At 36.6% G+C, this 12,780-nt stretch carries 15 protein-coding genes and 1 tRNA gene; 1 reads left to right on the top strand and 15 read right to left on the bottom strand.

The window, feature by feature from the left end; all coding sequences use genetic code 11:
* Window positions 1-25: 25 nt before the first annotated feature.
* From QVA17_RS07605 to QVA17_RS07580, 6 genes are all read right to left on the bottom strand, one after another.
* The gene (locus QVA17_RS07605; RefSeq protein WP_287387550.1) at window positions 26-1,690 is read right to left on the bottom strand and encodes a glutamine--tRNA ligase/YqeY domain fusion protein; all 1,665 of its coding nucleotides are present in this window, start codon (window positions 1,688-1,690) and stop codon (window positions 26-28) included.
* A gap of 138 nt (window positions 1,691-1,828) precedes the next feature.
* Window positions 1,829-2,707, bottom strand: coding sequence for an Hsp33 family molecular chaperone HslO (hslO, locus tag QVA17_RS07600; RefSeq protein WP_287387548.1), 879 nt, complete (start codon window positions 2,705-2,707; stop codon window positions 1,829-1,831).
* Between the two features lie 66 nt (window positions 2,708-2,773).
* Window positions 2,774-3,520, bottom strand: coding sequence for a class I SAM-dependent DNA methyltransferase (locus QVA17_RS07595; RefSeq protein ID WP_287387547.1), 747 nt, complete (start codon window positions 3,518-3,520; stop codon window positions 2,774-2,776).
* Window positions 3,521-3,610: 90 nt separating this feature from the next.
* A complete protein-coding gene (locus QVA17_RS07590) occupies window positions 3,611-4,114 on the bottom strand; it encodes an SEC-C metal-binding domain-containing protein (RefSeq protein ID WP_074522154.1) in 504 nt (167 codons plus the stop codon).
* A 218-nt stretch (window positions 4,115-4,332) separates the two neighbouring features.
* Window positions 4,333-5,070 carry a hypothetical protein gene (locus QVA17_RS07585; RefSeq protein WP_287387546.1) on the bottom strand — a complete coding sequence of 246 codons (738 nt, stop codon included), beginning with the start codon at window positions 5,068-5,070 and terminating at the stop codon, window positions 4,333-4,335.
* An 89-nt stretch (window positions 5,071-5,159) separates the two neighbouring features.
* Window positions 5,160-5,393 carry a hypothetical protein gene (locus QVA17_RS07580; protein ID WP_051195482.1) on the bottom strand — a complete coding sequence of 78 codons (234 nt, stop codon included), beginning with the start codon at window positions 5,391-5,393 and terminating at the stop codon, window positions 5,160-5,162.
* A 365-nt stretch (window positions 5,394-5,758) separates the two neighbouring features.
* Here QVA17_RS07580 and QVA17_RS07575 point away from each other — a divergent pair, with 365 nt between their 5' ends.
* Window positions 5,759-5,983 carry an acyl carrier protein gene (locus QVA17_RS07575; RefSeq protein WP_287387544.1) on the top strand — a complete coding sequence of 75 codons (225 nt, stop codon included), beginning with the start codon at window positions 5,759-5,761 and terminating at the stop codon, window positions 5,981-5,983.
* A gap of 87 nt (window positions 5,984-6,070) precedes the next feature.
* Here the strand turns inward: QVA17_RS07575 and deoC are convergent, their stop codons facing one another.
* The 9 genes from deoC to QVA17_RS07530 all read right to left on the bottom strand — a co-directional run.
* The gene (gene deoC, locus QVA17_RS07570; protein ID WP_287387542.1) at window positions 6,071-6,718 is read right to left on the bottom strand and encodes a deoxyribose-phosphate aldolase; all 648 of its coding nucleotides are present in this window, start codon (window positions 6,716-6,718) and stop codon (window positions 6,071-6,073) included.
* Between the two features lie 184 nt (window positions 6,719-6,902).
* Window positions 6,903-8,201 carry an adenylosuccinate synthase gene (locus QVA17_RS07565; protein WP_027431862.1) on the bottom strand — a complete coding sequence of 433 codons (1,299 nt, stop codon included), beginning with the start codon at window positions 8,199-8,201 and terminating at the stop codon, window positions 6,903-6,905.
* A 234-nt stretch (window positions 8,202-8,435) separates the two neighbouring features.
* Window positions 8,436-8,507: transfer RNA gene (locus tag QVA17_RS07560), tRNA-Thr, on the bottom strand.
* A gap of 52 nt (window positions 8,508-8,559) precedes the next feature.
* Complete coding sequence (locus tag QVA17_RS07555) at window positions 8,560-9,165, bottom strand: sigma-70 family RNA polymerase sigma factor (RefSeq protein WP_287387541.1); 606 nt, start codon at window positions 9,163-9,165, stop codon at window positions 8,560-8,562.
* Window positions 9,166-9,197: 32 nt separating this feature from the next.
* Window positions 9,198-9,938, bottom strand: coding sequence for a 23S rRNA (guanosine(2251)-2'-O)-methyltransferase RlmB (gene rlmB / locus QVA17_RS07550; RefSeq protein ID WP_027431864.1), 741 nt, complete (start codon window positions 9,936-9,938; stop codon window positions 9,198-9,200).
* Window positions 9,928-10,401: a Mini-ribonuclease 3 gene (locus tag QVA17_RS07545; RefSeq protein WP_287387539.1), complete on the bottom strand. Its 474-nt coding sequence runs from the start codon at window positions 10,399-10,401 to the stop codon at window positions 9,928-9,930. Before QVA17_RS07545 ends, rlmB begins: the two co-directional genes overlap by 11 nt.
* A complete protein-coding gene (gene cysS, locus QVA17_RS07540; protein WP_287387537.1) occupies window positions 10,386-11,804 on the bottom strand; it encodes a cysteine--tRNA ligase in 1,419 nt (472 codons plus the stop codon). The genes QVA17_RS07545 and cysS overlap by 16 nt, the downstream gene beginning before the upstream one ends.
* A gap of 25 nt (window positions 11,805-11,829) precedes the next feature.
* Window positions 11,830-12,504 (bottom strand): serine O-acetyltransferase, encoded by a 675-nt coding sequence (gene cysE / locus QVA17_RS07535; RefSeq protein ID WP_287387535.1) that lies wholly within the window; start codon window positions 12,502-12,504, stop codon window positions 11,830-11,832.
* Between the two features lie 19 nt (window positions 12,505-12,523).
* Window positions 12,524-12,780, bottom strand: a 257-nt coding sequence (locus tag QVA17_RS07530; protein ID WP_287387533.1) for a 2-C-methyl-D-erythritol 2,4-cyclodiphosphate synthase, incomplete at its 5' end; no start/stop codon positions are given.

Below are 12,780 nucleotides of genomic sequence, written 5' to 3'. Positions count from 1 at the left end.
AGCCAAATGGTTTCTGCCCTAATTATTACTTAGTCAACTTAAATGAACTCTTTAGTGAAACAATTCTGTTAAATACAGGTACGCCTTCCTTTGAGTCCTTGTTATCAACGCAGAAATATCCATTTCTTACGAACTGGAACTTATCTTCTGCTACAGAGTTGATAAGCTCAGGTTCAACTATTGCATCTTTAATTATTGTTAATGAATTAGGATTTATATTCATAGAGCCATCCTCTTCGTTATAAACGCCCTTCTCCTCATCAATAATATTCTCATATAATCTTACCTCAGCTTTTTTGCCCTCAGTTGCTGATACCCAATGGATAGTACCCTTAACCTTACGGCCTTCAACATTTCCTCCTTTAGTTTCTGGATCGTAAGTACAGTGAATCTCTGTAATCTTACCATCTGCATCTTTAGTGTAATCTACGCAAGTAAGAAGATATGCATTCATGAAACGAACTTCGTTACCTGGGAATAATCTGAAATACTTCTTAGGTGGTTCTTCCATGAAATCTTCTCTCTCAATAAATAGCTCTTTAGTAAACGGAACTTTTCTAGTTCCCATCTCAGGATTCTCCTGATTATTAGGAACTTCCATATATTCAACCTGACCCTCTGGATAGTTATCAACGATAACCTTAACTGGATCAAGAATTGCCATCATTCTCTTAGCCTTTGGCTTTAAATCTTCTCTGATACAGTATTCAAGCATTGGATACTCAACTGCACCCTGAGACTTTGTAACACCTACAAGCTTTGTAAACATCTTAATTGACTCTGGTGTAAATCCTCTTCTTCTAAGTGCTGCAATTGACACAAGTCTTGGATCATCCCATCCATCAACTACGCCATCCTCTACAAGCTTTTTGATGTAACGCTTACCAGTTACAACATTTTCAAGGTAAAGCTTTGCAAATTCAATCTGCTTTGGTGGGTTCTCATACTCAAGTTCTCTTACAACCCAGTCATATAAAGGTCTGTGGTCTTCAAACTCAAGTGTACAAATTGAATGAGAAACGCCTTCAATAGCATCTTCAATAGGATGAGCAAAATCATACATAGGATAAATGCACCAAGTATCACCTGTTCTGTGATGTGTCATGTGAGCAACTCTATAAATAACAGGATCTCTCATATTGATATTAGGGCTTGCCATATCAATCTTAGCTCTAAGCACCTTAGAACCATCTTCAAACTTACCATTCTTCATATCTTCAAAGAGAGCTAAATTCTCTTCAACAGATCTATCTCTATATGGTGAGTTCTTACCTGGTTCTGTAAGTGTTCCTCTGTACTGTCTAATCTCTTCTGCAGATAAGTCACATACGAATGCCTTACCCTTCTTAATTAACTTAACTGCTGCCTCGTACATCTGCTGGAAATATCCTGATGCAAATAATACGTCACCATGCCATTTAGCACCAAGCCATTCAACGTCCTTCTTAATTGATTCAACGAATTCTTCCTTCTCTTTAGTAGGATTAGTATCATCAAATCTCATATTAAACTGACCGTTGTACTCAGTTGCTAAACCATAATTTAAAAGAATCGACTTAGCATGTCCAATATGAAGGTAGCCATTAGGTTCTGGTGGGAATCTAGTAATGACTTTCTTGCAATGCCCTTCTTCTATATCTTTATCAATAATCTGTTCAATGAAATTCTTGGAAACAACCTCGTTTTCCATAAATAATGTTCCTCCGTTTTCTAATATGCCATTAGCAATAATCGTTTTTATTCGAATTTTAGCAAAATACAAAAATTATTGTACCCCAAAAGCCTTAGTTCGTAAAGTTATAAGCTAATTAAAATCTAGTAAATTAGATTAGTGTGTAGCTTTATTATACATGTCCTGTAACTCATCAATAGTGAAATTGTAATGAGTATTACAGAAATGACAGTTAACCTCGATTGGCTTATTGTCAGCAATCATCTTAGATAATTCTTCTCTACCGATACTAATTACGGCCTTAGAAACTCTTTCCTTAGAGCAGTTACACTTAAAGCCAGTATCAATAGTATCAAGGATTTCAAGATCCATGTCTCCTAAAATGTGCTCTAAGATCTGTTCTGGGCTCATACCCTCTTCAAGCATGTAAGTAATTGACTTAACGCTCTTAATTCTTTCTTCAAGCTTATCAATAAATTCCTCGCTAGCATTTGGCATAAGCTGAATAATAAAGCCGCCTGCCTCTCTAACTGTATTATCATGATTCATTAATACGCCTAAACCTACTGAAGATGGAACCTGTTCTGAAGTTGCAAAATAATATGTTAAATCCTCAGCGATTTCACTTGTAATAAGGATTGTATCACCAATATATGGTTCTCTAAGTCCGATATCCTTAATTACTGATAAAACACCGATACCTACAGCACCTGCAATATCAATCTTACCGTCCTTTAGTGGAAGCATAACCTCAGGATTTGCAACCATACCCTTAACTTCACCCTTAGCGTTGGCAGTAACTGTCATAGCGCCAATAGGTCCATTACCCTTAATCTGGATTGTAAGCACATCGTCGTCATTCTTCATCATTGTACCCATCATTGCGCCACCTGCAAGTAATCTACCAAGGGCTATAGTTCCAATAGGGCTCATGTTGTGACGGCTTCTAGCTTCTTCTACTGTATTCTTACATGTAATAGCAAAGGCTCTAACCTGTCCGCCTGCTGCTGTTGCTCTTACTATATAGTCTTTCATCTTAGTTTCCTTTCTATGTTTAATTAAATTAATCTGTTACTTTTATTCTTAGAAACATTTTCCTAATTACTTCTGTAAAACGAAGTAAACTCTCTCTGAGTCTGGCTTTGGTGCATCCTTTGAAAATGCATCATATAGGGCAAGCACAGAAAGGCCCGCATTAGCTGCTGCCTCCTTAACTTCCTCTAATTCAAAGCCATGCTGAAAATGCTGTTCCTCATATCTATTAAAACTGCCGTCTTCATTCATAACAAAAACAGCAAGATCATATTCATTATTCTTATCGTCGTCGTTATAATAATTATCCCATATAAAAGCTGATTCGTCACGATTTTCCGCATAAGTATTGTCAGCTAATATATCTCTAAAGAAATGTATTGTCTTTAGATCAAAAACAAAAACGCCACCATCATTGATGTTCTCTGCCACGCACCTAAATACAGACTCTAAATCTTCCTTACTTGTAATGTAATTCATAGAGTCACCAATACTTGTAAATGCGTCCACCTTAAAGGGAAGTTCAAACTCACGCATATCCTGACAAGAATAGAGAATATCTTGTCCACTTTCTTCAATTCTTTCAGCGGCTATAGCAAGCATGTCCTCAGACATATCAATACCTACAATGTCATAGCCTTCTTTTTCAAGCATTCTTGTAACAGTACCAGTTCCACAGCCTAAATCAACCACCGAGTCTCCAGCCTTTACACCAAGCTCCTTTAAAAGTCCAATCATATATTGTCCCCATTCATCATAGGGAATGTTATCCATGTATTCATCATATACATAGGCAAATGCAGTGTATGCGTTCATTATTACTCCTTATATTCATATACCCCTTGGCAAAAACCAAGGGGCACACATTGTATACTAATTTATATTCTAATTAGGCTATCGTTAAAATTAACGACCACAGCACTGCTTATACTTCTTACCGCTTCCGCATGGACATGGATCGTTACGTCCTATCTTCTTACCTTCTCTAACGAAAGTACCAGAAGCCTTCTGCTTCTTATAAAGGTTCTTTCTTACTTCTTCTGAAAGTAAGTTATCCCATTCAGGAAGTTCATATAACCAATTAGCCTTGCAGCCAACCATGTTGTAGTAAAGCTTTTCTCTATCATATTCAAGAGAAACTTCTGTATCCTCTTCCATAGTCTCAATTGGATTAGGAGTTACTAAGCTATCGTTAATACCATCTAAGAAACCTGTCATAAGTAAAACTTCTACGTTAAACTTACTAGCTAAGTCCTTAACGCTACCCTTAACTACTTCGTCTGGATTTCCTAAAATTTCCTTATAGATTCTCTGCTCTTCTGTAAAGTAAGCATTCCAGAAATTCTCAGCAGCCTTAGGATCTGCTTCTGTATTGTACGCAAGATTTCTCCATGTTTCTAAAAGTGCCATGTTTAATACCTCTTCCTTATTATTTATTCCTATTATTTAGTGTATATAAAGACACGACTCCAAACTACACTAAAAAGTATTACTATGGAATTATAACATAGAATAATTTAAAAGCAAGCATTTAAAAAGAGGCTCTGTAAATGCCCGTGGATTCTGCATTTTCAAAAGCCCCTTAAATACTCGCTTGTCATAATTCCCCTTATTATTAGGAAAATGTTCTAAATTATAGAGTTATAATTAGAACCTGTTACGTAGGTGTAACCGCCCTCTGAATCATAACTACCTGTTGCTGCAAGCTTAGCAAGTGCACTTGTTGCATTGCTATTCATAGTTGAAGCGCTTGCACTAATCTGATTAGCAATTGATGCATCCTTTGCAAAAATCGACTTTAATGTGGATACATCTGCCTTATCAAGTGTATCTTTATCAAGACTTAAACTATTATCACTATTAACTGTTATTCCCACTGAAGATAATATACCTGAATTTATATTAGTGGATTTAACCATAAAATTAGCAGATCTAAGAGTTGATGTAATATTAGAATCTGCTGCAGAATCTACTAAATTGTTGTAATCCTTTACAAAGCTAGATACTGCCTTATAAATTGCATCTCTGTCATAATCTGTTGTTTCATTACCTTCTGAGTCTGTAGTCGTCTTCTTTTCCCAAAGGCTTGAACTCGTTAAAGTCTTTACATCCTTAATAACCGCTGCTGAAGCACTCTTAATTGTTGTTTCAGTATTCTTCTCGGCAGATGACTTAATTATGGAATTAGTGGTTGAACTAGTTGTTGTATCTTCTTCCTCATCCTGAGAGTAATAGTTATTAAGTAACTTCTTGTAACTACCTGACTTTATAGAACTAAGCTGATTAAGATCTAGACTATAAATGCCCGACGAACTTGACTGTAAGCTTGAAAACAAGCTAGTAATATTAGAATTTATGCTCGACATCTTAACACCTCCTTGTTATTAAGAAGCCCATTGACCTATTGTTTCTAATACCATTATATCACAACTTGTAAAAATGTCTATCAAAAGTACTATTTATTTTCTTTAGATGATACTTCCTCACTAGTTCCCTTGCCGCGAAGGAACTTATAAACCAATAACATGGCATAAGCTACTACTGGTAAAACTATATCTGTATAGATTAAACCTCTAAACAATGTGTTAGTAACCTCGCTATCAATAAAAGCCACCACAAGAGTTGTAAGAAGTAAAATTCCCCATAAAACTACTACTGTTAAGGCTGCGATTCTCTTTAATTTCTTCATATTTCTAACTTCCTATCCTTATTAAAATTTTATTTACTCAAGTATACACAAAATACTATTGCATAGGCAATAAAAAGATTATATTATAATCTTAATAAAGCCGGTACATTTTAATATTAACTAGGGAGATAAGGTGTGAGAATAGTGCTATGATTATTTTTGAAAATATATCTCTAAAGCCAGTAATCAAGCTATTTCTAGATAACTTATTTTATAGGTATATTATAGTAAAAATCCTTGACTACGCCCATGCCTTATAGTATTTTATCATAGCAAGTGATTGAGAAATGCCTCATCACTTCTAGGTGTTATCTTATCTTAGATAAGATTTTACTCGAAATTTAGTAAGAAATGAGGGTTCGTGTATGGATCAGTTAATGGACATTTTATCAGAGTACAATTCAGAAATTGATTTTGAAACTTATGAAGCTTTAGTAGACGACGAAATTTTATTAAGTGATGACCTTGAGAGCCTTGCTCAGGAGCTTAATGATGCCTATGACATCAACATCACAGCTAATGACATCGTTCCTGAAAATTTTAACTCTGCTGAACTTATTTGGGAATTAATCCAAAGATTATCAGAATAATTAAAGATAAGAATTGCTTAAAAACAAGAAAAGCGCAGGCCAATTATGGTCTGCGCTTTATAAATTTCTAATTATTAGTTTCTTAATTTAGCTTCTAGATTCCATAATCTTTACAGCATTACTTGTGCCAATTCTATCAGCACCTGCCTCAATCATGGCAATTGCAGTGTTATAATCTCTTATTCCACCTGAAGCCTTAACAAGGCCTTCCTCACCTACAACTTCCTTCATAAGAGCCACATCTCTTAGAGTTGCGCCTCCTGTTGAAAATCCAGTTGAGGTCTTAACATAATCTGCTCCTGCTTCCATAGAAAGCTCACAGGCCTTTTTCTTTTCCTCATCAGTTAATAGGCAAGTTTCAATAATCACCTTTAAAACATGTCCCTTTGTCGCCTCTCTTACAGCCTTAATATCCTCAAGCACAATTTCATATGCCTTGGCTTTAAGGGCGCCAATTTGAATTACCATATCGATTTCTTCTGCGCCATCTTCAATAGCCTTCTTTGCCTCAAAGGCTTTTGTTTGCGTATTCATAGCTCCTAGTGGAAATCCTACAACTACGCAAGTCTTAACAGCTGTGTCCTTTAATTGCTTCGCTACTAATTTAGTGTACGCTGAGTTAACGCAAACCGATGCAAAGTCATATTTCTTGGCTTCCTCACACAATTTTTCAATATCTTCTGGTGTGGCATCTGGCTTTAAATTAGTATGATCAAAATACTTTTCAAAATCCATAATACCCTCCTATCTAGTAATACTTATTACTATGCTGATTATATCATTATTATCCAAAACAAGCTAGTTGTTTAATTTTTTAAAGAAGCCCTAAAAAGCTAACTGATAGCTAAAAGTCTTGCTATCAGTGCTTTCTAGGGCTTTGAGAACATTTATAAATTCTATGATTAGTTTCTTTTAGAAACTAGTTCTTCTTGTAGTTTGAAACTCTGTGGATGATTTCATGTCTTCCTGGACCATTAGAAACCATTGTAATAGGAGCTTCGATTTCTTCCTCGATTGCTTCGATATAATCGCGGCATTCCTTTGGAAGGTCTTCGTAATTTTTGATTCCTCTGATTTCGCACTTCCAACCTGGGAACTTCTTTAATACAGGCTTAGCCTTCTCAAGCTCAGCTGTTGTAGGGAAGTCCTTAGTTACCTTACCATCGATTTCATAACCTACACACATAGGAATTTCATCGAGGTATCCAAGTACGTCAATTACTGTAAGGGCAACTTCTGTTGTACCCTGCATTCTAACACCGTAACGTGTTGCTACTGCATCAAACCAGCCCATTCTTCTTGGACGACCTGTTGTAGCACCAAATTCGCCACCGTCACCGCCACGAACTCTTAATTCCTGAGCTTCGTCGCCAAAGATTTCTGAAACAAATGCACCTGCACCAACTGATGATGAGTATGCCTTAACTACTGTAACAACATCCTTAATTTCAGCTGCTGGAATACCTGCACCAATTGCACCGTAAGCAGCAAGAGTTGAGCTAGATGTTACCATAGGATAGATACCGTGATCTGGATCCTTAAGTGAACCTAACTGACCTTCAAGTAAAATCTTCTTACCTTCCTTAATTGCCTTATGAAGGTATGCTGAAGTATCGCAAACATAAGGTGCGATCATTTCTTTATATTCCATGAGAGTATTAAAGATGTCCTCTTCCTTAAGAAGTGGAGCGTGATAGAGATGTTCTAGCATAACATTCTTTAATGTACAAACGTTACTAATCTTATCCTTAAGTGCTTTCTCATCTCCGAATAATTCGCTAACCTGGAAACCAATCTTAGCGTACTTATCTGAATAGAATGGAGCAATACCTGACTTAGTAGAGCCAAAGGACTTACCTGCAAGTCTTGCTTCCTCGTATGTATCAAAATCTACATGATAAGGCATCATAATCTGTGCTCTATCTGACACCAAAATCTTAGGCATTGGAACATTTCTGTCTGTTAAGCTCTTTAATTCGTTAATTAAATAAGGAATATTTAGAGCTACTCCATTACCTATAATGCTTGTAGTGTGATTATAAAATACACCAGATGGGAGTAAATGAAGTGCAAATTTACCATAATCATTAATGATTGTGTGTCCTGCATTACTTCCTCCCTGGAATCTTACAATAATATCTGATTCCTCGGCGAGCATATCAGTAATCTTACCCTTACCTTCGTCGCCCCAGTTAGCACCAACAATAGCCTTTACCATAGTTACTTCCTCCGTCCCGTTTTACGGGTATAAAATTATATGTTTTATCTAGAAAAGCCACTATCTAGATCGTGAATCTAGATAAGCCATCATCTAGATTAGCAAATGCCAATAAAAATAAACATTTGCCACACCGGTTTATAATATCAAAACAAAAAGGAATATGCAAGAAATTAGACGAAATTGTTAGGATTGTTTTATATCTTTAACTTAGAAAATCTGAGTAGTAAAAAAAGCTATTGAGGGGAATTGAACCCCCGACCTCTTCATTACCAATGAAGTGCTCTACCACTGAGCTACAATAGCAAATCTGCTAAATTATAGCATAAATTAAGTTATTTTATCAACTTAATTTATACTATTTTGCAGATAATTTTTTCTTTATTCTTGTTAGTGCATTATCTATGGATTTCGGCGTCTTTTTAAGAGCTTTAGCTATCTGCTGATAGTTTTGTCCCTTCTTACTTAGGGCAAAAACTTCTCTTTCAAAAGCGCTTAATTTAGTCTTAGCATCGGCATTAATTGTAGAAATCTCCTCCTTGCTAAGATAAGCATATTCAGGATTATAAAAATCATCAGCTGCTAGATTATCTCCAATAGTCATCTCCTCATCATCTCCCTGACCAAGAGGCTGGTCTAGGCTAATATAGCCATTAAGGGGGAGATTCTTTTGTCTATTAGAGGCCTTGATTGCGTTTTGGATTTGGCGTTCAATGCAAATGTTAGCAAAGGTAGTAAATTTCACGCTTCTTTCCACATCATAGTCTCTTACAGCATTAAAAAGGCCTATCATGCCTTCTTGAATTAAATCTTCCTTATCACCGCCAGCAATAAACATAGTTTTTGCCTTATACTTAACCGTATCCTTATACCTTTCGTATAGGAGATTAGCTGCGGCTTGATTTTCATTTTCCTTATAATCTCTTACTAAATCTTCATCAGTCATTGCTGATAATTTATCCATATACACCCTCTATTAATTAGTCTGTTAAAATCTTAAGCCATTCTCTGTCTTACGATTTCATAAGCAAGTACGCCTGCTGCCACTGAAGCATTAAGGGAATCAATATCCCCCTTCATTGGGATTGAGGCTACAAAGTCACATTTTTCCTTAACAAGACGGCTAACGCCGTTACCTTCATTACCAATAACTAAGCCGATAGGGCCTTTTAAGTTAAGATTATACATAGTCTCACCGCCCATATCTGCGCAGACAAACCAAAGGCCTTCCTTCTTTAACTCTTCAATAGTCTTAGAAATGTTAGTTACCTTGGCAACAGGTGTGTAGTTAATAGCACCAGCTGATGTCTTAGCTACTGTAGCTGTAAGGCCTACTGCTCTACGCTTAGGAATAATCACCCCATGAGCCCCTGCCTGATTAGCTGTTCTTATAATTGCGCCAAGATTGTGTGGATCCTCGATTTCATCTAAGATAAAGATAAATGGATCTTCACCCTTTTCTCTTGCAAGATTAAGGATGTCCTCAACTTCTGCATAATCATAAGCTGCGCCAATGGCTACAACTCCCTGATGACGGCTTGTTCCAGCAAGTCTATCAAGTCTTTCCTTATCTACAAAGTTAATAATGCAGTCAGTTTTCTTAGCTTCTCTTATAATAGTCTTAATTGGGCCATCTGTGCTACCATCTAAGACAAACAGCTTATCTATTGTTTTACCTGATCTAAACGCCTCTAAAACCGCATTGCGGCCTTCAAAGGTCAATTCCTTATATCTCATTAGTCCTCCTATTAGTTGGCTTTCTTGTCTTCATCTCCTCTGAAGCAAGTCCGATTTTTACAAGTTCTACCAATCTATCAAATTGCTCTGTTAAATATAAATAGCCAACTAAGGCCTCAAACCCCGTTGCTCTTCTATAATCTGTAATAGAGGCATTCTTTGCGGAAGTATAAGACTTTGCATTACGGCCTCTTTTATATATAGCTTCCTCATCGCTTGTAAGCAAAGGCTCAAGGACACCAATCATAATAGACTGGGCCTCTGCCTTTACTAATGATGAAGCTTGTTTATTCATTTTATTAACCTGAGTGTTGCCCTCTGAAACAATCTTAGTCTTTATGATTAAATCATAGGCACAATCCCCGATATAGGCTAATACTAGAGGAGATAGCTGTCTTGGATTAGTCTCATTTAAATTAAGGCCCTCAAATATAGCCTTAGTAAAACTTAAGCTCTCTTCCATCTTACACCTTCTCTTGTATCCTCTAATACAATACCCTTTGAAAGTAACTCATCTCTGATTTCATCAGCTCTTTTAAAGTTTCTTTCCTTTCTTGCAGCCTGACGCTCATTGATTAAGTTCTCAATGTCAGCATCAAGTAACTCAGCTTCCTTAACCACCTTAAGGCCAAGGATATCTGAAAATGTTACGATAGCCTCTCTTAACTTAGCAATAAATTCCTTGCTTGATGCAGCATTAGCGTTAGAGTTAGCAATCTTTACCATATCAAAAATTGCAGAAATAGCATCAGCTGTATTAAAGTCATCATCCATAGAAGCTTCAAACTTATCCTGGCAAGCCTTAATTTCAGCAAGCACCTTTGTCTCTTCTTCTGTTAAGCTTTCAGCTGTTGCTGCATTTGCCAATTCATCAAGATTAGAAACTGCAGTCATGATTCTATCTAAACCATTCTTAGCTGATTCCATAAGCTCGCGGCTAAAGTTAATTGGATTACGATAGTGAGCGCTAAGCATAAAGAATCTAAGTACACCTAAATCGTAATGTTCTGCTATATCTCTTACTGTAAAGAAGTTGCCCTCTGACTTAGACATCTTCTTATTGTTAATATTAAGGAAAGCATTGTGCATCCAGTATCTTGAAAATTCTACACCATTGCAGCATTCTGACTGAGCAATTTCATTCTCATGATGTGGGAATACTAAATCTTCACCACCTGCATGAATATCAATTGTATCGCCAAGATACTTCTTAGCCATTACAGAACACTCAATATGCCAGCCTGGTCTACCCTGTGACCACTGTGATTCCCAGTAAGGCTCGCCGTCCTTCTTTGGCTTCCATAATACGAAATCAAGTGCATCTTCCTTCTCATCAGCTCCAGAAACCTTAAGGGCATGTGCCTCATCTCTGTGGCCTGCCTCTAAGTCGTCGATATTCTTCTTAGATAATTTACCATACTGATCAAAAGAACGTGTCTTAAAATATACCGTTCCGTTCTTTGCGTAAGCATGTCCTTTTTTTACAAGAGTACCAATCATGTCAAGCATACCAGGAATTTCCTTAGTAGCTAAAGGATGTGTTGTTGCAGGCTTAATATTCATGCCTTCCATATCCTTCTTACACTCAGCAATATATCTCTGGCTTATAACGTCAGCAGTTGTCCCCTCTTCGTTAGCCTTCTTAATAATCTTATCATCAACATCTGTAAAGTTAGATACGTAGTTTACCTCGTAACCCTTATATTCAAAGTATCTTCTTACAGTATCAAATACTATCATTGGTCTAGCATTACCGATATGAATAAGGTTGTAAACTGTAGGTCCACAAACATACATCTTTACCTTACCCTCTTCGATTGGTACAAATTCTTCCTTTTTTCTAGTTAAAGTGTTATAAATCTTCATTTTATTACCTTCCCTGTAAACTCTTTTAGTTTATAATCATATGATCTCTATTCTCAGCAACCTGTTTCTCAATTTTACTTATTCTCTTTAAGATTCTCTCATTCTCATCCTTAAGCTTGCAGAATTCTGCTGCAACTGGATCTGGTAGTGTTACCTGATCGAGGTTTTCAATTAATCGCTTACAATCCTGAACCACAATCTTACCTGGAATACCAACTACAGTACAATCATCTGGCACATCTCTTACTACAACAGAACCTGCGCCAATCTTACAATCATTGCCGATCTTAATATTACCAAGAACCTTAGCACCAGCACCAACCATTACATTATCACCTAAAGTTGGATGTCTTTTGCCATGCTCCTTACCAGTACCACCAAGTGTTACGCCCTGATAAAGAGTAACGTTATTACCTATAATGGCAGTTTCGCCAATTACTACTCCATGACCATGATCCACAAAGAAACCCTCCCCAATTACAGCACCGGGATGAATCTCAATACCCGTCTTTCTTGCTGCTCTTTGAGAAATTTTTCTTGCTCTGTAAAAATGTCCCTTTTCATACAATTTATGGGCTCTTCTATAGTGATAAAGCGCCCAAAAGCTTGGATATAAAAAGACTTCCCAATTTGATTTAAATGCCGGGTCCTTTTGTCTAATTACTTCGGTTTCTTGTTTTACATATTTTAAAAAATTCATACAATCGCTTCCATTTCATTTAACTATTCTGATTTTTTGGACAATTTCCGTTGCAACCGCCGCAACAATTTGTCATATCAGATTCACCATAAATGTAGTTATCCACTGATGAAATAGACGCAATAGCCTGAGATGAAATTCCCTGACCATTACCTGTAAAGCCTAAACCTTCTTCTGTTGTTGCCTTGACATTGACCTGGTCAATTGATAAACCAAGGGCCTTAGCAATATTTTCTCTCATTGTATCTATATAGGGTCTCATCTTAGGTTTTTGAG

Origin of the sequence: Lachnospira sp. (assembly GCF_016290755.1) — a bacterium.
Lineage (GTDB): Bacteria > Bacillota > Clostridia > Lachnospirales > Lachnospiraceae > Lachnospira > Lachnospira multipara.
The sequence above is the reverse complement of the archived record's forward strand: the minus strand, read 5'-3'. Positions and strand labels throughout refer to the sequence as shown.